We start from the raw sequence: 20,344 nt of genomic DNA, 5'->3' as shown, positions 1-20,344 counted from the left end.
TCCTCTCTTCAGTACCGCGAGATCGCTCGGCGGGCGGAGTCAGTGCGCTCCTGGGGGTTGGCGATGTCCACGGTGGCATGCAGCAGGCTGATCCCTTCGGATGAGGCCAGCAGCGGGGACAGTTGCAGCACCGCCACCTGGGGGTGGTTGTCCTTCAGGATGGCGACCCGCTGTACGGCGTCCTCCAGGGCCGCGGCGTCCACCCCCGGCAACCCTTGGTAGCCGAAGAGCTTCCGGGCGGCCTTGGGCCCACGAACCAATCGACGCACGTCCTGGTCAGTCATCGGCGGAACAGCATGAGCCCAGTCTCCCAGCAGATCTACCGCATCCCCGGAGACACCGAAAGATACTACCGGTCCCATCATGGGGTCCTCGATGGCCCGCACAATGCATCCCTGTCCGGTCGGAGCCATCGGCTGGACCTCTAAGCCGGGACTTCCGTACCGTGCCAGCTGGCGGCGCATATCGGTGACCGCCCGGCGGAGCATATGCTCGTCGTCGATGTTCAGCTGCACTCCACCGAGGTCCAGGCGGTGGCGCAGGTACGGGTTCGTGGACTTCACCGCCACCGGATAGCCCATCCGCTGAGCCGCCTCAGCGGCTTCATCTGCGGTGTCGAACCGGACCGATTCCAACAGGTGCAATCCGTAGAGTTCCAGTAGTTCGGCGGTCTGCTCCTGGCTCAGGCGGTGCAGCTCGGCACCGTCGAGGTCTTCCAGCCAGGTATCGAGCAGCTCGTCCCCCTGTTTGGCGGTCCTGGGGCCCTCAAGCCCAGCGGGCACGAAGCTCTCCCCGATGCCTTCGGCCCGCCATTGGACGTACCGGGTGATCTTCCCCAGTGCGGTGACCGACCGCGCCGGGGAGTTGAACACCGGCACGCCCTGCTGCAGGGCACCGTCTTCCATGACCGGACCGGCATTGCCGATGAAATTTAGCGGCACCTCGGCTGAGAGCACTCCGATCAGCGACATCACCATCGGTTTGGTCTGCTGCCGAGCCACCTCTGAGATCGACCGGAAGAAGTCGTACTGCTCCCCGGTGATCCGTGGTTGTAGACACAGGGCGACGGCGTCGATCTCGTCATCGTAGAACTGGTCCGTCAGGGCCTGGGACAGACGGGTTCGGGCCTGGTCTTCCGGGACCTCCAGGTCAAGTTCAGCGTCGATCCGCACCGGCCGCAGTCCGTGACCTTCCGCAGCGTCGGCGAGGATTCGTCCAATCGAGGGGGAATTGGTCAGAATACCGAGCCGATTGCCCGTGGGCAGCGGCTGGGTAGCCAGCACCTGGAGCACATCCATCAGAGAGTCGTGGTTACCGGTTTGGATGACCCCGGAGTTCTCCAGCATGGCATCGACTGCGCCGGCCGGGGCCCGGGTGGTCCGCACTTCGTGGCCGGGGGGCAGTCGGCGTCCCATGACATCGGATTTCGCCACCACCACGGGTTTACTGCGGGAGACCCGGCGGGCAATACGGGAGAACTTCCGAGGGTTGCCGAAAGACTCAAGGTAGACCCCCAGAGCCCGGGTGGCGGCGTCGTCCTCGAAATACTGCATAGCGTCATTACCGGAGACATCGGCCCGGTTACCCGCGGAGATGGAGGCGGTGATTCCCACACTGCGCCGGTGCGCCTGGGCGGTCAGTGACACCCCCACAGAGGCGGACTGACTGAACAGCCCAATACCTCCGCGTACCGGCATCACCGGCGTCAACGACGCGTTGAGCCGCACCTCCGGGTCGGTATTGATGAGTCCGACCGAAGCAGGACCAATAACCCGCATCCCCCAGCGCCGTGCCTGGCGGACGAGCTCACCTTGGTCGATGCGGCCGGTGGATTCGGTGACCACCAGGATGCCCTTCACACCGGCACGACCACAGTCGCTGACCACCCGGTCGAGGTGCTCTGGAGGGACCGCCACCACTGCGAGATCTACGTTGTGGCGGATATGGGCCAGTGTGGAGCCCGACGCCGCCGACTCGGGTTCATAGGCCTCCGGATTCACGGAGTGCACACCGCCGGTGAAACGGCCTTCAACGATGTTCTCCAACAGGTGGTAGCCCACGGACCCGTATTCCCGAGAGGCACCGATGATCGCCACCTGCGCAGGTGAGAGCAGCCCGCGAACACTGCGGGCCTCGGCCCGGTGTTCACGGGCTTCCATAACGGCCCGGGATTTCTCCGTGGGGTCGATGGGGAACCTCACCAGAATGACGTCATCTTCAAAACTGCGGCTGACTTCATAGCCGGCTTCGGTGAAGACCCCGATCATTTTGCGGTTCTGGGGCAGCACCTCAGCCGAAAACAGTTCAATGCCGCGTTCCCGGCCGGCGGCGGCCAGGTGCTCCAACAGAATGGACCCCAGACCGCGCCCCTGGTGGTCATCGGACACGTTGAAGGAGACTTCAGCCTCGGTGGTTCCCTCGATCCGGTCATAGCCGCCAACGGCGATGATCTCTTCATCGAGCAGCACCACAAAGGAGACCCGGTTGACGTAGTCGATGTTGGTAAAACGTTCGAGATCCTCGTCACTGAGGGTGGCCTTATAGGTGAAGTAGCGCAGGTAGATGGAGGATTCGGACTGGCCGGCGTGCATGCGTTGGAGCCGCTCGGCGTCGTCGGGAGTGATGGGCCGCAAATGCGCCGCCGCACCGTCACGCAGCACGACATCGGCTTCCCAGTGTTCCGGATATCCACGCCCGCGTGGTGTCTGGCCCATAGGATCAAGGGTAACGACCATCTGCCCGCCTCGTGAGACAAGGACCGTACTCGCCAACTATGGCCCGCCGCCAGACCGCCGCTGCCCCGGCCACCCCTGAGAGCAATATCACCGATATCGACGTCGCCTCGGAGATGGAGACCTCCTTCCTGGAGTACGCCTACTCGGTGATCTACTCCCGGGCCTTGCCCGATGCCCGCGACGGGCTCAAACCGGTGCAGCGCCGGATCCTGTACATGATGGCGCAGATGGGCCTCCGTCCGGATAAGGGTCATGTGAAGTCCGCCCGTGTGGTCGGCGAGGTGATGGGGAAGCTGCACCCGCATGGGGATGCCGCCATTTATGACGCTCTGGTGCGGATGAGCCAGTCCTTTGCGCTGCGTCTACCGCTGGTTGATGGCCACGGCAACTTCGGCTCGCTCGACGATGGTCCCGCGGCCGCCCGCTACACCGAGGCGCGGATGACCGCTGCTGCGATGGCGATGACTGCTGACCTCGATGAGGACGTCGTCGACTTTGAGCCGAACTATGACAACCAGCTCACCCAGCCTTCGGTCCTGCCCAGCGCTCTGCCGAACCTGCTGGTCAACGGGGCTAGCGGGATCGCCGTGGGCATGGCCACCAATATGGCCCCGCACAACCTGAGGGAGGTGGTCTCCGGGGCCAAACACCTCATTCTCAACCCGGAGGCGACTCTCGAAGACATCATGGAGCACATTCCTGGCCCGGACCTGCCCTCGGGCGGACGGATCGTGGGCCTGGAAGGAATACGTGAGGCCTACCGGACCGGACGTGGCAGCTTCAAAACCCGAGCCAAAGTGAGCATCGAGCAGGTCTCGGCCCGCAAAACCGGCATTGTGGTGACTGAACTGCCCTACATGGTCGGTCCGGAGAAGGTCATCGAGAAGACCAAAGAAGCCGCCCAGTCGAAGAAGCTCACCGGGGTCTCCGATGTGCTCGATCTCACCGACCGCAAGCACGGGCTGCGGATGGTCATCGAACTGAAGGCCGGGTTCAATCCGCAGGCGGTACTGGCTCAGCTGTACAAGCTCACTCCGCTGGAGGACTCCTTCGGGATCAACAACGTGGCTTTGGTGGACGGTCAGCCCCGGACGATGGGGTTACTCGAGCTTCTACAGGTCTATGTTGACCACCGGCTGACGGTAGTGCGGCGGCGCACTGCCCACCGGCTGGGCAAGCGCAAAGACCGTCTCCACCTGGTGGAGGGTCTGCTCATTGCCATTGTCGACATCGACGAGGTCATCCAGATCATCCGCGCCGCTGAGGACACCGCCGCTGCTCGGCAGCGGCTGATGACCATCTTCGATCTCACCGAACCGCAGGCTGAGCATATTCTGGAGCTGCGGCTGCGCCAGCTGACCCGGTATTCGACCATCGAGTTGGAACAGGAGAAACGCCGGCTCGAAGAGGAGATCGAGCAACTCAGTGCGATTCTGGACTCCGACGAGCTGCTACGCCGGACGGTCGCGGAGGAACTCGACGAAGTGGCTGAGAAGTACGGGGATGATCGGCGCACCCAACTGCTGGAGGCTGAGTCCGAACCAGCTCCCGTGCCGGCTGGGAAGGCTTCTGCAGCCGACGACGCCGGCTCCGCACTACAGATTCCGGACTCCCCATGCTGGGTGGCGCTGTCGACCTCCGGCATGCTCGCCCGGACCACGGACCGTTCCGCTCTCGTCCACCCCTCTCGCCGCAGGCGGCACGACGCCCTGGCATCACTACTGCCGGCCACCGCCCGGGGGGAGATCGGTGCAGTGACCTCCTCGGGTCGAATGCTGCGGGTCCCGGTAGTCGATATGCCGGCGGTGGAGATTGCCGGTGGCAGTCTCAACCTCAACCAGGGGGTCAAAGTCTCTGAGTTCCTCTCCCTGGAGAAGAAGGAGCAGCTGCTGGGCTTCGTACCGCTTGATGCGGTGATCGCCCTGGGGACCGCCGGTGGTCGGGTCAAACGGGTGACTCCGGAGTATCCGTTGAACCGCCACGAGTGGGAGGTCATCAGCCTCAAAGACGGCGACCGTGCCGTGGCCGTGGCGGTGGCTGAGGATGCCGACCAGCTCGTCTTCATCTCTCGCGGCGGGCAATTGCTGCGCTATGAGGCCTCGCTGGTGCGTCCGCAGGGCCGCACCGGCTCCGGTGTGGCAGGTATGAAGCTGACCGAGGGAGACGAGGTCATTGGGTTCTCTGTGGTGCCGGCTGCCTCGGCTGAGGAGCCCGGTGCCGCCGTCGTGGTCACCTGCGCCGCCGGGGACGGTCAGCTGGAGGGTCTTGATGTGCGCAGTGTGAAGGTCTCGGAGCTGGCGGAGTTCCCGGCTAAAGGCCGAGCGACCGGTGGGGTGCGTGCCCACCGTTTCCTCCGGGGCGAGGACCATTTGAGTCTGGGCGCTGCAGTACTGGCTCCCCCGCTGGCTGCTGCTCGCAACGGTTCGGCCCGGGTGCTGCCCGCTGAGATGGCCAGGCGGGATGCCTCCGGCGTCCCGGCCGAACAGCCGGTGGAGGCGGTGGCCTCCAGCCCCGAGGCACTCAGCCGCAAGGTGTTGGAACACTCCTGAACCGAGTCCTGAGCCGACACGCACCGGCAGGCTTCTACATGATGTAGAAGAAACGCGGATTTCGGCGTATCCTGGTGCTAACGCGCGAAAGGAGCATCACCACGATGGCAAGTCTCGGAGACCTCGAACGGTCGGTTATGACCCTGCTGTGGGACAGCGGGCAAAAGCTTTCGGCCAACGACGTCCGTGACGAACTCGATGAGTCCCTGGCCGTCACCACTGTGCTCACAGTGCTCTCTCGTCTGGAGAAAAAGGGCATGGTCACTCGGGACCGCGGCTCTCGGCCTCACCGGTACGCCGCCTCTGCCTTACGCGAGGATCACACCGTGGAAATGCTCAACGAAGTGCTCGGCAACGCCGGCGACCGGGAGGCGGTGCTCGCCCGCTTCATCGGCAGTGTCTCCGAAGAGGAAGCTGCCACGCTGCGCCGGATTCTCTCCGAGTAAGTCCCTAGCACCCGCGTCGGCCCGCAGTGGAGACCCTCGCCTTTCTGCTTGCAGCCCTCGCCGTGGTGCTGGCGATTCCTGTCCCTAAGTGGTTACACACTGCGCGTTTCCGTGTGCGCTCCCCCTGGGTGGCGATGGTGTTATGGCAGGCCATCGCGCTAGCCGGTGGTCTGGCGATCATCGGTGCCCCGATCGTTTATGGTCTTTCCCCTTTCGGGAACTCGCTGCCTTCAGCGTTTGTCACCCTGGCTGAGGCGGTCCGTTACGAGGACTACGCGGGACTCGAGGAACGTGATGTCCATCCCAGCCACATCTTTGCCCTGTGTCTGGGGGCTCTGCTCGCCGCGCACTTGCTGTTGACTTTGGCCCGCACGTTCTACCGTGTGCGTTCGGCGCGGCGGCGGCACCGGGAGATGGTGAATCTGCTCTCCACTCCCCTGACTGATGATGGCACGCAGGCACTACCGGATCGGCTGACGGATACCCATGTCATCGAGCACGAAGCGCCCTTGGCCTACTGCCTGCCTGGCCGGACAAACGCCGGGGCGCTCACCGTGCTCTCCCGTGGTTTGCTCGACCAGCTGAGTCCGGAGGAGCTCGGTGCCGTCATCGCCCATGAGAAGACTCATCTGCGGCAGCGCCATCATTTCCTCACTCTGGCGTTCGAGGCCTGGTACCGGGCGTTGCCGTGGCTACCCACCACCCGGTATGGCCGTGAAGCTGTCCTGGAACTCACCGAGATGCTGGCCGACGACGGCGCTCTCGGGGAGCATTCCCGCACCGACCTGCTGCGGTCGATTGCGACGACGACGCCAGGCGGGGAGGATCCTGAGCAGCAGCTGAGCACCGGCCAGGGTGGGATCATCACCGGTGCCCGGCTGCAGCGTCTCATCGCCCCGCCGGAACCACTAGGGCCCGTGGCCCGGGCCGCGGTGCTCGGGCTTTCCGCTGCGCTGCTGGCCGTGCCGACGGGGCTGTTGCTGTTCAGCTGATCAGCTATGAGCGGCGAGGAAATCTTCGGCCCCACCGACGAGTTCTGTGTGCCCCTGTTCGAGGTCGCTGCGTCCGACCAGAGCGTTGATTTCCTCCGCGAACTCTTCGACCGTGTACAGCTTGCCGGCGGCTTCTCGACGGGCCTCAATGGCGCCAGGCTGGGCTCGGTCGAGCAGTGTAGCGGTGATGGTGCCTTCGATCATGTCCCCGGAGACCACTGTGAGTTTTACGCCCTTGGCATCGAGGTCGGGGATGAGCTCGCGCAGGGCGTCTTCACCGGCGCGTTTGGATCGGGCCACCGGCTCATAGGCGTCCATCGTGGCGACCTGGTTGATGAAGTGGGCCTGGTGGCTGGTCACGAAGACGATCTGAGAGCCTGAGGGCATCACCTGCAGTGCGGTTTTGACCAGGTTGACCTGCGCATCTCGGTTGAGTTTCAGAGCGTAGTCCTCGCCTTTATCTGCTTCCATGCCGCCGGAGGCGTTGAGAATCAGCAGGTTCAGGGAACCGAAGTTCTCCACGGCGGTGTCAACGAGGGTCTGTGCGCCCTCGTCGCTGGTGATATCGGCTTGGACGGCTACCGCGCGTCCTCCGGCCTCTTCGATGCCTGCGACGACTTTCTTCGCCCGCGGGGCTTTGGCCCGATAGTTCACCACCACTCCGGCTCCCCGGGCGGCCACCAGCTGTGCTGTGGCCGCGCCAATGCCACGCGATGAGCCGGTGATGACCGCGCCTGTGCCGGCCAGATCCTGTGTTGTCATAGTGTCTCCTTCAAAGTTCACAGCGATATTCCCTCTTCACAGCGGACTTCCGCTGGGATATCGCAATATGGCTGGGACATGGCTGGTGGGGTTCAGTGCCCCATGCCGAGGCCTCCGTCGACGGGGATCACCGCACCGGAAATATAGCCGGCGTCGGCGCTGGCGACCCAGCGCACCACCCGGGCTACTTCCTCGGCTTCGGCGAACCGGCCGACGGGGATGTTCTCCAAGTACTTCTTCTGGGTGTCTTCGTCGAGCTGGTCGGTCATATCCGAGCGCACAAAGCCCGGCGCCACCACATTGGCGGTGATGCCACGCCCGCCCAGTTCCCGGGTCAGAGAACGGGCCATGCCCACCAGGGCCGCTTTGGATGAGGCGTAGTTGATCTGACCCGGGGAGCCGTAGAGACCCACCACCGATCCGATCAGCACCACGCGGCCGCGCTTGAGCCGCAGCATCCCTTTGGACGCGCGTTTGAGGACGCGGAAGGCTCCGGTGAGGTTCGTGTCGACGACGTCGGAGAAGTCCTCTTCACTCATCCGCAGTAGCAGCGTGTCTCGGGTGATGCCGGCGTTGGCCACCAGGATCTCCACCGGCCCGTGGGCTTCTTCCACGGTCTTGAACGCTTCGTCAATGGAGGCGGCATCGGTAACGTCAGCGGCGACACCGAGGGCACCCTCGGGGGCCTCTCCACTGCGGGTGGTCACGGCAACTTTGTCACCCTGGGCGAGGAACTCTTCGGCGATGGCGCGGCCGATGCCTCGATTGCCTCCGGTGATGAGAACGCTGCGGCTCATGTTCCTCCTGTATGCGGGTTCTGCTGCCCGTGGCGGGCCTTTTTGTCCTGAATCACCCTACGTGAGACAACTCGGTACTCGCGCGTAGAATAGATGGATGACCGAGTCGGTCCAGTCGATCACTGATGCGCCTGTTCGGCACAGCGTCGAGCAGCGTTCACGCATGATTAGCTACTCGGTGTCGATGGGCCTGCGCATGGTGTGCTTTGTCCTCGCCGGCGTGGTGGCCATGGTCTGGGAGAGCTGGTGGGCATGGGTGTTCGTCCTCGGGGCGGTGGTGTTGCCGTATACCGCGGTGGTCAGCGCCAATGCCGGGGCGGATCGCTATGATCGCCGGGCGGCCGCTGTGGATCCGCGCCAGTTGAGTACCGGGCATGAACAGGCCGCAGAGTCGCGCCAGTGGTGGGAAGATGAGGATGACGACGCCGCCGCTGAGCCACCTCAGTCGGATACTGATTCGGTCATCCCCGGCGAACTGGCCGAAGAGGCGCTCACCGACCAGGAGAACGAAGACAACCCCAGGTACAGGAGTCACCGCTGATGGACCTACTCGGATCGCTCGGCTCGGCTGAGCCCGGTCCGGAGTCGCCGCAGTGTTCCCGTAAGGGCTGCCGAACCGATGCGGTGTGGCAGATCAAGTGGAACAATCCGAAGATCCACACCCCGGACCGCCGCAAGGTGTGGCTGGCCTGTGATGAGCATCGGGACTGGCTGGAGCATTTCCTCAAGCAGCGACTGTTCTGGCGGACCACGGAGCCTCTGGAGCCTCAGGATGTGCAGTCTCAGGAGGTACAGCGGTGAGCCGGCGGTATGCGTTCTTACTCACCCCCACCTGGTTGGGCTGGTTGGCGGTCTGTGCGGCGTTCGCGGTGGCCTGCTACTTCTTGGGCCAGTGGCAGTGGGATCGGCGTGAGCAGACCCTGGATGAGATCAACACGGTCGTGGCGAACTATGACGAGGATCCCATTGGCTACTCGGAGGCCCGGGAGCTGTTCGTTGACCCAGATGAGGCTGATGAGTGGACCGTGGTGGAGGTGACCGGTCGTTACCTGGGTGAGGATCACCGGTTCGTCCGGAACCGCCCACACACCGGGGATGTGGGGTATGAACAGTTGGTGCCGTTCCGGGTCAGTGAGACCGGTGATGTCATCGCGATTTCCCGGGGCTGGTTGCCACTGGACAGCACTGATGGATCGCGTCCGGCATATAATCCGGAGCCACCTGGTGGTGAGGTGGATGTCGTGGTGCGGCTGCGACCAGCGGAGCCGGCGATTGACCGCGGCGCCCCGGAGGGGCAACTCGCCTCGATCGATCTGAATGAGTACGACGCCGAATTAGAGTATGACCTACTCAACGGCGGCTATGGAGTACTCGCTTCAGAGGATCCGGCACCCGCGGAGGCCCCTCGGGCACTCCCCCGCCCGAGCTTGGATGAGGGACCGCACCTGTCGTATTCGATGCAGTGGATCGCCTTTGGTCTGCTGGGGTTTGTCGGATGGGGGTATGCAGCACGGCTGCATGCCCGCAACCGGGATCTCGATGCCGCGGATGAGGCCGCAGATGAGGCTCCCGCCCCGGCCGGGATCTCCACGATTTCCAAGCAGGAACGGATCCGGGAGGCCAAGCGTCGCTACCGGCAGCAGCGTGGCCGTTACTCAGATGAGGACGCCGAAGACGCCTGGGTGGATGAACACCTCACCGAGTCCCGGTGATGTACCTCGTGTGTCCTGGAGAAAGAACCTATCTCAGGCGAGGGTGATGAGATCTTCGTATTCGGCGGTGTAGAGATCTTCGACCCCGTCGGGCAGCAGCACGACCCGTTCGGGGTTAAGCGCCTCGACCGCTCCCTCATCATGAGTCACCAACACCACCGCACCTTCGTAGGTGCGCAGAGCCGCAAGGATCTCTTCACGAGATGCCGGATCCAGGTTGTTCGTGGGCTCGTCGAGCAGCAGCACATTGGCGCTGGAGGCCACCAGTGTGGCCAGAGCCAGCCGCGTCTTCTCACCCCCGGAAAGGACGGAAGCCGGTTTGGCGACGTCGTCCCCGGAGAACAAGAAGGACCCCAGGATCTTGCGTTGATCGGTATCGGTCAGCTGCGGCGCAGCGGATTTCATGTTCTCCAGGACGCTGCGCTGGGTGTCGAGGGTGTCGTGCTCTTGGGCGAAGTACCCCAGTTTCAGTCCGTGACCGGGGAGGATCTCCCCTGAATCCGGCTGGTCGACCCCAGCCAATAACCGCAGCAAGGTGGTCTTCCCCGCCCCGTTGTACCCGAGGATCACCACGCGAGATCCCCGATCGATCGCCAGATCCAACCCGGTGAAGATCTCTAAGGACCCGTAGGATTTACTCAGCCCGCGGGCCATCAAGGGGGTCTTGCCGCAAGGAGCCGGTCGCGGAAAACGAATATTGGCCACCCGGTCGGTCTGCCGTTCCCCTTCCAATCCGGCCATCATCCGGTCGGCGCGTTTGAGCATGTTCTGCGCGGCCACGGCCTTAGTGGCCTTGGCCCGCATCTTCTCCGCCTGAGCGCGCAGGGCAGTGGCTTTTTTCTCCGCGTTAGCGAACTCGCGTTTACGGCGGGCCTCGTCCTGCTCCCGCTGAGCCAGGTAGTTCTTCCATCCCATGTTGTACACATCCACGGTCATGCGGTTGGCGTCCAGATAGAGCACCTTATTGACCGTGCGTTCGATGAGCTCCACGTCGTGGGAGATGACGATGAACCCGCCGGAGAAGTGTTGGAGGTAGTCCCGCAGCCAGACGATCGAGTCAGCATCGAGGTGGTTGGTCGGTTCATCGAGCAGCAGCGTGTCGGCGTCGGAGAATAAGATGCGGGCCAGTTCCACACGGCGCCGCTGACCACCGGAGAGGGTTTTCAGCGGCTGACTGAGGATACGTTCGGGCAGGTCCAGGTTTGCGCAGATCGTAGCGGCCTCGGCCTCGGCGGAGTACCCCCCGGCTGCGTCGAAACGCGCCTGGAGCCGGTCATAGGTGCGCATCGCCTTGTCCCGGACGGCGTCATTACTGGAGGCCATGTCCTCTTCGGCGGTACGCAGCTTGGTGGTCACCACATCGAGTTCGCGTGCAGAAAGGATCCGATCCCGGGCGGTCTGCTCCATGTTCTCCACTCGCGGGTCCTGAGGCAGATACCCAATGGACCCCCGGCGCTCCACGTGACCGGCGGCGGGTTGGGCCTGGCCAGCCAGCACTTTGGTCATGGTGGTCTTACCGGCCCCGTTGCGCCCCACCAGCCCGATCTTGTCGCCAGCGTCGACGCGGAAGGAAACCCCATCCATCAGCAGGCGTGCGCCGGCGCGCAGCTCAAGGTTGGATACGCTGATCAATGCTTGATTCGTCCTTCGTCAGTACAGGTCAGTTCAGGGGGTGCAGGTGGGCAACCGGTCCAGTGTAACGATCGGGCTCGAAGCGGTCAGCGTGCAGGTCGACGACGCCGGCTCACCACGGCGAATTCTAGGGCCGGTGTCCTTAGAGCTCACCGAGCGTGTTATCGCTGTGGTGGGCGCCAACGGTTCCGGCAAGTCGACTCTGCTGCGACTGATCGCCGGACTCGTTGAACCGACCTCCGGGGAGGTCACCTTCAGTCCACAGGTGCCGCGGACAGGCTTCATTTTCGCCAACCCTCAGGCCCAGCTCATCATGCCGGTGGTGGGTGAGGATATTGAGTTCTCGCTGAAGGATTCCGTCACAGACCGCGCGGAGCGGCGTCGTCGTGCTGCTGTAATCCTGGAGTCTGTGGGGCTCGGTGACCGGAGGGATTCCTCGGTCTATCAGCTTTCTTCTGGGGAGCGGCAGAAAGTCGCCTTGGCGGGGGTGCTGGCGGCTGAGCCGGAACTCGTACTGGCCGATGAGCCCACCACACTGCTGGATCTGCGCGCCGCCACCGAGTTCCAGCAGCGGCTGATGCGCCTGGAGGTGCCCCTGCTGATCGCTACCCATGACCTGGACTTCGCCGCCGGTGCGGAACGGGTCCTGGTCTTCGATAATGGGCAGGTCGTAGCAGATGACGAGCCGGCGGCAGCGATCGCTCACTACCGCCGGCTGGCGCTGCGTGAGGCAGGTTCTTAGATGTTGAACCCGAGGGCACGCATCTGCTCGCGGCCATCGTCGGTGATCTTCTCCGGACCCCACGGTGGCATCCAGACCCAGTTGAGCCGCCATTCGTCGACCATGGTGCCCACGTGCTGTCCGACCTGCTCTTCGAGCACATCGGTGAGCGGGCAGGCCGCGGTGGTCAAGGTCATATCGATGACCAGGGCGCCATCGTCCTCGTAGCGCAGTCCGTAGAGCAGGCCGAGGTCGACTACGTTGATGCCCAGCTCGGGGTCGATGACCTCCTTGAGGGCCTCTTCGATGTCCTCAAGCGGAGTTTGCTGTGTGGTTTCAGTCATGTAGTGCTCCTCTCCTGCTCCCAGTCTGGACGATCACAACGCCCATTGGGAAGGCATGATTCCCGCTGGATCGATTCAGGCGGAAACCTGAGCCAGGAACCGGTCGTAACCGTTGGCTTCCAGTTCGTCGGCCAACTCGGGTCCGCCCTGTTCGGCGACCTTGCCGTCGACGAACACGTGAACGTAGTCGGGCTTGATGTAGTTCAGGATTCGGGTGTAGTGGGTGATGAGCAGGGTGCCCATGTTGTTCTCCTGGTGAGCACGGTTCACGCCTTCGGAGACCACGCGCAGCGCGTCGATGTCCAGACCTGAGTCGGTTTCATCGAGCACAGCGAACTTGGGTTTGAACAGTTCTAGCTGCAGGATCTCCACGCGCTTCTTCTCACCGCCGGAGAAGCCTTCGTTGACGTTACGGTTGGCGAAGTCGGCGTCGATGCGCAGCTTCTCCATGGCGTCCTTGACTTCTTTGGTCCAGGTGCGGATCTTGGGGGCTTCGCCGTCGAGCGCGGTTTTGGCGGTGCGCAGGAAGTTGGTCATGGTCACCCCGGGGACCTCCACCGGGTATTGCATGGCCAGGAACAGGCCCGCCTGGGCGCGTTCGTCGACTTCCATCTCCAGGACGTCTTCGCCATCCAGGGTGATGGACCCGGAGGTCACCTCGTAACGCGGGTGACCGGCGATGGTGGCCGCCAGGGTGGATTTACCGGAGCCGTTGGGCCCCATAATGGCGTGGATCTCACCGGAATTGATGGTCAGGGACACGCCCTTGAGGATCTCTTTGCTGCCCTGCTCGGTCTCGATGGAGACGTGCAGGTCCTTGATCTCGAGAGTTGACATGGTGTGCTGGTCCTTTTCTGTTCGTGAAGACGTGTGGTTCGTTGCTGCCGGCGCCGGGCGTCAGTTCCTGTGGATCTCCAGCTCGTTCTCCAGGTCTTCCTGGAGGGATTCCTCGATGGCGGGGACTTCGATCTTCTGGATGATCTCGTTGAGGAAGCCGCGGACCACCAGCTGGCGGGCTTCCTTTTCCGGGATACCGCGTGCCATGAGATAGAACAGGTGGTTCTCATCAAACCGGCCCGTGGAGGAGGCGTGCCCGGCTCCTTCGATGACTCCGGTTTCGATCTCCAGGTTCGGCACCGAGTCGGCGCGAGCCCCGTCGGTGAGGATGAGGTTCTGGTTCTTTTCGTAGGAGTCGGTGCCTTCGGCCTCTTTGCGGATGAGCACATCGCCCACCCAGACGGTCCGGGCAGTCTCTCCCTGCAAGGCGCCCTTGTAGAGCACGTTGGAGGTGTTCCGGGGGCTGTTGTGGTCCACGAAGGTCCGGTGTTCGATGTGCTGACCGGAGTCGGAGAAGTAGAGTCCGTACATCTCCGCTTCGGCGCCTTCTGCGGCGTAGCGGAAGTTGGTGTTCAGCCGCACGACGTCGCCACCGAGGGAGACAGCCACATGCTTGTAGGTGGCGTCCTTGCCGACTTCAGCGTCGTGCTGCCCGGCGTGGATGGCGTCTTTGTTCCACCGCTGGAGGGAGATGACGGTGACGCTGGCGCCGTCGCCAACTTTGACCTCCACGTTGCCGTTGAAGGCTGCGCTTCCGCGGTGCTCCAGGACGAAGACCGCCTTGGCATGGGTGCCCGCTTCCAGCACGATGTGACTATTGGCGCGGCCGCCGGGCTTGAGTCCGGTGATGTCCACACGAATAGGTTCGGCGACTTCGGTGTCAGCGGGCACTTGGATGTAGAGCGCTTCGGCGGCGTTCTTCGACGCGACGACGGCGGCGCGGTCGGCCGGCTGCAGCACGCTGTTCCGTGGGGCTGTGCCGTGGGAGAGCGAGGAGACGGTGACGTCTTCAGTGGCACTGATCTGGTAGTCGACAGCTTCCGGGTCGGAGGGCGTGTCGCTGAGGACCGGTGCCAGTTTCTTCAGCGGGGTGAAGCGCCATTCCTCTTCCCGTCCGGTGGGTTCGGGGAAGTCGGCAACGTCAAAGCCGGTCTGCCGCTTGGCTCGGGAGCCCGCACCAGAGGTCACGGGCTTGGACTCGCCGAGGCCTCCGTGGCTGTGATCGGCGGCGGCATTGGTCTGTTCGGCGAGGTTCTCGCCTTCTTCGGTGAAGCCGGGGATGGAGATCCGGCGTTCGCCGACCTCGACTCCGGCGACCTGCTCTGCAGGGGTATTCGTCATGTGTAGTTCTCTTCCGTCAAGGGCCGTGCTGGACACAAGGTGACATGGTCTTCAGGCGTGGAGGCCGGCGCCGCTGCAGGCAGCGGTCCAGGCGGCGGGAGAAGAGCCCACCACCTGGACCAGTACCGGTACGCGGCGTCGTCGGAGGTGTCTTAGCCGACCGAGCCTTCCATCTGCAGTTCAATGAGGCGGTTGAGCTCCAGGGCGTATTCCATGGGCAGCTCGCGGGCGATGGGCTCAATGAACCCGCGCACAATCATGGCCATGGCCTCGTCCTCGGCGAGCCCGCGTGCCATGAGGTAGAAGAGCTGGTCCTCAGACACCTTGGAGACGGTGGCCTCGTGACCGAGGGTCACATCGTCTTCCCGGATATCGATGTAGGGGTAGGTGTCGGTCTTGGAGATGGTGTCGACCAGCAGGGCATCACACACCACCGAGTTGGCGGAGTTCTTCGCCTCCGGGTTGACCTGCACCAACCCGCGGTAGGAGGCCCGACCTCCGGAACGTGCCACTGACTTGGAAACGATGGAACTGGAGGTGTTCGGCGCCATGTGCACCATCTTCGAACCGGTGTCCTGGTGCTGCCCCTCTCCGGCGAAGGCCACCGAGAGGGTCTCGCCCTTGGCGTGCTCACCGGTGAGGTAGACCGCGGGGTACTTCATGGTGACCTTGGAGCCGATGTTGCCGTCGATCCACTCCATGGTTCCGCCGGCGTCGACCACAGCACGCTTGGTGACCAGGTTGTACACATTGTTGGACCAGTTTTGGATGGTGGTGTACCGCACCCGGGCGTTCTTCTTCACCACGATCTCCACCACCGCAGAGTGCAGGGAGTCGGTGTTGTAGATCGGGGCGGTGCAGCCTTCGATGTAGTGGACGTAGGAGTCCTCGTCCGCAATGATGAGGGTCCGCTCGAACTGGCCCATGTTCTCGGTGTTGATCCGGAAGTAGGCCTGAAGCGGGATCTCGACGTGCACGCCCTTGGGGACGTAGACGAAGGATCCACCGGACCACACCGCGGTGTTCAGTGCGGCGAACTTGTTGTCACCGACAGGGATCACTGAGCCGAAGTACTCTTCGAAGAACTCGGGGTGCTCTTTCAGTGCGGTGTCGGTGTCCATAAAGATGACACCCTGGGCCTCTAGGTCCTCACGGATCTGGTGGTAAACGACCTCGGATTCGTACTGGGCGGCGACACCGGCCACCAGCCGCTCACGCTCAGCCTCGGGGATGCCAAGTTTTTCGTAGGTGTTGCGGATGTCCTCCGGCAGGTCTTCCCAGGTCTGGGCCTGCTTCTCGGTGGAACGCACGAAGTACTTGATGTTGTCGAAGTCGATTTCCGAGAGGTCCGCACCCCAGGTGGGCAGCGGCTTGCGCTCGAAGTACTTCAGACCCTTCTTGCGGAGTTTAAGCATCCACTCCGGTTCGGACTTCTTGGAGGAGATGTCCTCGACGACGGCTTCGTCGAGTCCGCGCTTGGCGGTGGCTCCGGCGGTGTCCGGGTCGGACCAGCCGTACTCGTAACCGGTGCCGAGGTCTTTAAGCTCGGGGTTCGCTTCGAGGATCTCGGCGATGGTACCCGGGTCCTCGGTGTTCTTCAGGGCCTCTTCGGCCTTCTGAATCTCGGTCATGACAACCTCTCTTGTTGACGCGGGGAGATGACGATTCGCTTCCGCCGCGGCGTGGACCGTCCGGCGGTGGTCTTGGTGCCGGCCTGGGCACTGGCTCGCCGTTCGGCTGCCAGTTTCTCCCGCCCGACCGGGACGTGTGTGGTACACACGTGGGCTCCCGCGGCCTGCGTGGAGAGCCGCCGCACATCGACCTCCAATAAGCGGGAGATCATAGCGGTCTCTTCCTCGCAGAACACCGGATGAGCCTCTGCTATTTCCCGGATGGGGCAGTGCCCTTGGCACAGCTGGGTGGACTGCATGGCCAGCAGCGGGCTGTCCCGGCCCACCAGGCGGGTGAAGCCGGCGAACCCGTCGGAGTTGAACAGTTCGGCGAGGCGTTCGGTGCGCTCGTCGAGGTCCTCAATCTTCTTCAGTTCGTCTTGATAACGGGTCTCGAAGCGCCCGAAGTATTCCTTGGCCAAGAGGCGGGCGCCACTGGAGTCTGTGGAGCCTTCATCATCGGAGGCGACGCCGGCGTCGTCGACGGTATCGGGTTCGTTGTGTTCGCTGGCGTGGCTCTCAAGGATTTCCAGGGCGGAACGCACCAGGTTGAGGTAGTCGTCGCCGAGGACTTCCTGCCCGCGGGAGGAGATGACATACCGCCGCGAGGGGCGCCCGGCGGTCTTGCGCTTGCCGGTGACATTGTGGACCTCCACGATGCCCTGTTCGGTCATCGCGTCAAGGTGACGGCGCACAGCGGCCGCGGTCAGCCCGAGCTTCTTACCCAGGGCTGCTGCGGAGATCGGCCCTTCTTCCACCACCAGCTGCAGCACCCGCTCGCGGGTTGATCCGTCAGACTCGCGCGCACCGCTGAGGTCAGCAGCAAGGCGGGTCTCAACGTCTGAAGCCATGCCCCTATTCTGACCTACTCAGAAGAAGGTATCCAGCAAGGCGCACCTAACTCTGCCTGTAGCCCGTCACCCGGCTGCGGCGTCCCATGTGCCTTGAAAATCAAGGGGCACCCCACCCATTCTTCTACGCACTGTAGAAAAATGGTGGTGAGGACGTAGAATGCAGTGATGCCTCCGACCACGCCCGCACCGTGCCTGACGCTGTCCCAGGTGCGGTATGCCGTCGGCTCAGCCCGATCAGCTTCTGGGGTCAAGGAAATCCTTTCCGGGGTGGACGTCACCGCTCGGCGCGGCGAAGTCACCGTCATCATCGGCCCCAACGGGGCCGGCAAAACCACCACCCTGGCGTGCGCCCAAGGTCTCATCCGCCCCTCGGCCGGCACCGTGCAACTGCTCGGTCACAACCCCTATGGCGCTGGGGCGGCCCTGCGCGCCCGGGTTGGGGTCATGCTCCAAGACGGCGGACTCCCCCAGTCGGTGCGCCCCCGCGCCCTGCTTCAGCACGTAGCGCGCCTGCACGAATCCCCCTGGCCCTTAGAGGATCTGGTCGAACGTCTTGATATGGCCGATTTCCTCACCACCTCGATCCGCCGCCTCTCGGGAGGGCAAAAACAGCGGGTTGCTCTGGCCGCTGCGCTCATCGGACGGCCGGAAGTCGTCTTCCTCGACGAACCCACCGCCGGCCTCGACCCGCAATCCCGGCACCTCGTCGTCGACCTCATCGCGGACTTAAAGGAGCTCGGCCTGGGCATCATCCTCACCACCCACTTGCTGGAGGAAGCTCAGAAGCAAGCCGACTCTGTCTTTATCCTCAAAGACGGCGTCGTCGTGCGCCATGGAACCGTCGCGGAACTGACCACCGGGGAACGCAACGGCCACCTGCCTGCCCGTCGACTGGTCTTCGCCTCCCCCCGCATTCTGACCGCTGAAGAACTCAGCGCCGCTCCCTTGCCTGTGGAGCTGGACGGCGACGCCGCCAATAAAGCAGGTGCCCACTGGGCGGTCTACGGGATCACCTCCCCCGAGGACCTGACACGGCTGAGCCGCTGGTGGGAGCAGATCGATGTCATGCCCGCCGAGGTGAGCTTCGAGGCCCGTACCCTGGAAGACGTGTTCTGGGAGGTGTCCACCCCGTGACTTCCATCTCCCCTTCTCGGCCGGCCCCCGCACTGCGCCGCGTCCTAGCCCACGGGTTGTATGAAACCGCCAATGTGCTGCGCAACGGTGAGCAGTTGTTGGTCTCCCTGATTCTTCCGCTCCTGGTGCTGATTGGTTTGCACCGAGTGCACACCGTCACCGATGTGGTGCCGGGAATCGACGTGGTGGTCCCCGGAGTGCTCGCCCTAGCGGTCATGGCTTCAGCCTTTACCGGGCAGGGCATCGCCACTGGGTTCGAACGCCAGTACGGAGCCCTGGCCTACTTAGCCACCACTCCCCTCGGTCCTGGCGGACTCATTCTGGGCAAAGCCTGCGCGGTGCTCTGCGTGGTGGTGATCCAGATCCTGGCACTCGGCGCTGCGGGACTGGCCCTGGGCTGGTCCCCCCATGCCTCCGGACTGATCTGGCTGGCTGTGGTGGTGGTCCTGGGCGCGGCGGCGTTCACGGCCCTGGGACTGCTCATTGCAGGAACCGTGCGTGCTGAGGCAACGCTGGCGGTGACCAATGTGGCCTGGGTCCTGATGGGTGCAGCCGGCGGCACGGTACTGCCTCTGAACCACGAGGGCACTGGCGCCTTGTTGCTGCTGTTGCCGTCTGCTGCCCTGGGTGAAGGAATGCGCGCTGCCGGGGAGGGAAACCTCGCCGTCATCCCTTGTCTTGTCCTGGCGGGCTGGAGTGTGCTCGCCGTTCTCGCTGCACGAAGGTGGTTCCAATGGAGATCCTGACCATGCCCCTGCGGTTCCTGGCCCGGGTGTTAAGCCCTGCGGTGGACCCCATTCGACGTCGGCTTCCCACTCAGATCAGCCGAGGCACCAAGTGGCTCGCCTGGGCGACGCTCATCAGCAACGTGGGTATCATCCTCACTGGTGGGGCCGTGCGGCTGACCGCCTCTGGGCTGGGCTGTCCGGAGTGGCCGCGCTGTACTGCCGACTCCTGGATCTCCACCCCGGAGATGGGGATGCACGGCGCCATCGAGTTCGGCAACCGCATGCTGACCTACGTGCTCGTGGCGATCTGCGCGGCCATGTTCTTAGCGCTAGTGCGGCTGTGGGAAACCCACCGCAGCCTGGTGGGTCTGAGCATCTTCATCCTGTGCGGGATTCCACTGCAAGCGGTGATCGGCGGGATCACCGTGTGGACCAACCTCAACCCGTGGGTGGTGGCCCTGCACTTCCTCGCCTCAGCGGCACTGGTCATGGCCGCGACCATGCTGCTGTTGCGGGTGAAGGTGGAGCTCAAGCACAACGGAGAAACCGGCCGGCCCCTGGTGGATGGCCCCTCCGACGGGTTTGCCCGGACCATGGCCTCAGTGGTCATCGTCTCCGCCTGGGCCGCGGTGGTGGTGGGAACAGTGGTCACCGGCACCGGTCCTCACGCCGGGGATCCCGGGTCACCGCGGCACGAGTTCGACGCCGAGTTCGTCACCCGACTCCACGTGATTCCGGTGTACATCCTCTGCGCAGCGACGATCGCGATCATCGCCCGACAGCGGATGATCGGCTCCTCACCGGCACAGCAGCGGGCCGCGTGGTTCCTGGTGGCGGTCATCGTGGCGCAGGGGATCATCGGCTACTGGCAGCACTGGACAGGCCTACCGATCGGCCTGGTGTGGGTGCACATGCTCGGCTCAGCACTGACAGTGGTGGCCGCCACGATGGTCTATGACCGGCACCGGGCCACCTACCGCACCCGGGGCTTGGGCACCCCAGCGGAGCAGCCGACGACGTCGACACCTCCTGCAGTCCCTGCGTAGGCTCCCGGCCTGGTCGCCTCGGGCCTCACGAGCTCATTAGCTCA

At 63.9% G+C, this 20,344-nt stretch carries 19 protein-coding genes; 10 read left to right on the top strand and 9 right to left on the bottom strand.

Annotated features, from left to right (window positions below):
* Positions 1-8: 8 nt before the first annotated feature.
* Positions 9-2,714: a bifunctional acetate--CoA ligase family protein/GNAT family N-acetyltransferase gene (locus H578_RS0104510; RefSeq protein ID WP_022872511.1), complete on the bottom strand. Its 2,706-nt coding sequence runs from the start codon at positions 2,712-2,714 to the stop codon at positions 9-11.
* 59 nt (positions 2,715-2,773) lie between these two features.
* On the opposite strand from H578_RS0104510, the gene H578_RS13290 reads away from it, so the two are divergent.
* From H578_RS13290 to H578_RS0104495, 3 genes are all read left to right on the top strand, one after another.
* Positions 2,774-5,284 carry a DNA gyrase/topoisomerase IV subunit A gene (locus H578_RS13290; protein WP_022872510.1) on the top strand — a complete coding sequence of 837 codons (2,511 nt, stop codon included), beginning with the start codon at positions 2,774-2,776 and terminating at the stop codon, positions 5,282-5,284.
* Between the two features lie 104 nt (positions 5,285-5,388).
* The gene (locus tag H578_RS0104500) at positions 5,389-5,730 is read left to right on the top strand and encodes a BlaI/MecI/CopY family transcriptional regulator (protein WP_022872509.1); all 342 of its coding nucleotides are present in this window, start codon (positions 5,389-5,391) and stop codon (positions 5,728-5,730) included.
* 26 nt (positions 5,731-5,756) lie between these two features.
* Positions 5,757-6,722 (top strand): M56 family metallopeptidase, encoded by a 966-nt coding sequence (locus H578_RS0104495; RefSeq protein WP_022872508.1) that lies wholly within the window; start codon positions 5,757-5,759, stop codon positions 6,720-6,722.
* Here the strand turns inward: H578_RS0104495 and H578_RS0104490 are convergent, their stop codons facing one another.
* Positions 6,723-7,484 (bottom strand): SDR family oxidoreductase, encoded by a 762-nt coding sequence (locus H578_RS0104490; protein ID WP_022872507.1) that lies wholly within the window; start codon positions 7,482-7,484, stop codon positions 6,723-6,725.
* Positions 7,485-7,576: 92 nt separating this feature from the next.
* Entirely contained in the window at positions 7,577-8,281 is a 705-nt protein-coding gene (gene fabG, locus H578_RS0104485) for a 3-oxoacyl-ACP reductase FabG (protein WP_022872506.1), read from the bottom strand.
* Positions 8,282-8,378: 97 nt separating this feature from the next.
* On the opposite strand from fabG, the gene H578_RS15465 reads away from it, so the two are divergent.
* Genes H578_RS15465 through H578_RS0104470 form a run of 3 tightly spaced genes read left to right on the top strand, consistent with a single transcriptional unit; the run spans position 8,379 to position 9,993 of the window.
* On the top strand, positions 8,379-8,822 hold the full coding sequence (locus tag H578_RS15465) for a DUF3099 domain-containing protein (protein ID WP_022872505.1): 444 nt from the start codon (positions 8,379-8,381) through the stop codon (positions 8,820-8,822).
* Positions 8,822-9,082, top strand: a complete 261-nt coding sequence (locus H578_RS0104475) for a hypothetical protein (protein ID WP_022872504.1) — start codon at positions 8,822-8,824, stop codon at positions 9,080-9,082. The genes H578_RS15465 and H578_RS0104475 overlap by 1 nt, the downstream gene beginning before the upstream one ends.
* Positions 9,079-9,993 carry an SURF1 family cytochrome oxidase biogenesis protein gene (locus tag H578_RS0104470; protein WP_022872503.1) on the top strand — a complete coding sequence of 305 codons (915 nt, stop codon included), beginning with the start codon at positions 9,079-9,081 and terminating at the stop codon, positions 9,991-9,993. Before H578_RS0104475 ends, H578_RS0104470 begins: the two co-directional genes overlap by 4 nt.
* 33 nt (positions 9,994-10,026) lie before the next feature.
* Here the strand turns inward: H578_RS0104470 and H578_RS0104465 are convergent, their stop codons facing one another.
* Entirely contained in the window at positions 10,027-11,625 is a 1,599-nt protein-coding gene (locus H578_RS0104465) for an ABC-F family ATP-binding cassette domain-containing protein (protein ID WP_022872502.1), read from the bottom strand.
* A gap of 46 nt (positions 11,626-11,671) precedes the next feature.
* Between H578_RS0104465 and H578_RS0104460 the strand changes: the two genes are divergently transcribed.
* Positions 11,672-12,367, top strand: a complete 696-nt coding sequence (locus tag H578_RS0104460; RefSeq protein ID WP_245554899.1) for an energy-coupling factor ABC transporter ATP-binding protein — start codon at positions 11,672-11,674, stop codon at positions 12,365-12,367.
* Here the strand turns inward: H578_RS0104460 and H578_RS0104455 are convergent.
* From H578_RS0104455 to H578_RS13280, 5 genes are all read right to left on the bottom strand, one after another.
* The gene (locus tag H578_RS0104455; RefSeq protein ID WP_022872500.1) at positions 12,364-12,690 is read right to left on the bottom strand and encodes a metal-sulfur cluster assembly factor; all 327 of its coding nucleotides are present in this window, start codon (positions 12,688-12,690) and stop codon (positions 12,364-12,366) included. The genes H578_RS0104460 and H578_RS0104455 overlap by 4 nt on opposite strands.
* 75 nt (positions 12,691-12,765) lie before the next feature.
* Entirely contained in the window at positions 12,766-13,527 is a 762-nt protein-coding gene (gene sufC / locus H578_RS0104450) for a Fe-S cluster assembly ATPase SufC (RefSeq protein ID WP_022872499.1), read from the bottom strand.
* Positions 13,528-13,587: 60 nt separating this feature from the next.
* Positions 13,588-14,868: a Fe-S cluster assembly protein SufD gene (gene sufD / locus H578_RS0104445; RefSeq protein ID WP_022872498.1), complete on the bottom strand. Its 1,281-nt coding sequence runs from the start codon at positions 14,866-14,868 to the stop codon at positions 13,588-13,590.
* A 152-nt stretch (positions 14,869-15,020) separates the two neighbouring features.
* Entirely contained in the window at positions 15,021-16,499 is a 1,479-nt protein-coding gene (gene sufB / locus H578_RS0104440) for a Fe-S cluster assembly protein SufB (RefSeq protein ID WP_022872497.1), read from the bottom strand.
* Positions 16,496-17,389, bottom strand: a complete 894-nt coding sequence (locus H578_RS13280; RefSeq protein WP_022872496.1) for a helix-turn-helix transcriptional regulator — start codon at positions 17,387-17,389, stop codon at positions 16,496-16,498. Before H578_RS13280 ends, sufB begins: the two co-directional genes overlap by 4 nt.
* Before the next feature lie 168 nt (positions 17,390-17,557).
* Here H578_RS13280 and H578_RS0104430 point away from each other — a divergent pair, with 168 nt between their 5' ends.
* The 3 genes from H578_RS0104430 to H578_RS13275 are packed head-to-tail and all read left to right on the top strand — an operon-like array spanning position 17,558 to position 20,300.
* Positions 17,558-18,526, top strand: coding sequence for an ABC transporter ATP-binding protein (locus H578_RS0104430; RefSeq protein WP_022872495.1), 969 nt, complete (start codon positions 17,558-17,560; stop codon positions 18,524-18,526).
* Positions 18,523-19,272 (top strand): ABC transporter permease, encoded by a 750-nt coding sequence (locus H578_RS0104425; protein ID WP_022872494.1) that lies wholly within the window; start codon positions 18,523-18,525, stop codon positions 19,270-19,272. The genes H578_RS0104430 and H578_RS0104425 overlap by 4 nt, the downstream gene beginning before the upstream one ends.
* Complete coding sequence (locus tag H578_RS13275; RefSeq protein ID WP_022872493.1) at positions 19,260-20,300, top strand: COX15/CtaA family protein; 1,041 nt, start codon at positions 19,260-19,262, stop codon at positions 20,298-20,300. Before H578_RS0104425 ends, H578_RS13275 begins: the two co-directional genes overlap by 13 nt.
* Positions 20,301-20,344: the final 44 nt, after the last annotated feature.

The organism is Nesterenkonia alba DSM 19423 (genome assembly GCF_000421745.1).
Lineage (GTDB): Bacteria > Actinomycetota > Actinomycetes > Actinomycetales > Micrococcaceae > Nesterenkonia > Nesterenkonia alba.
Note: the sequence above shows the minus strand (reverse complement) of the source record. Positions and strands in the feature narration are given on the sequence as shown.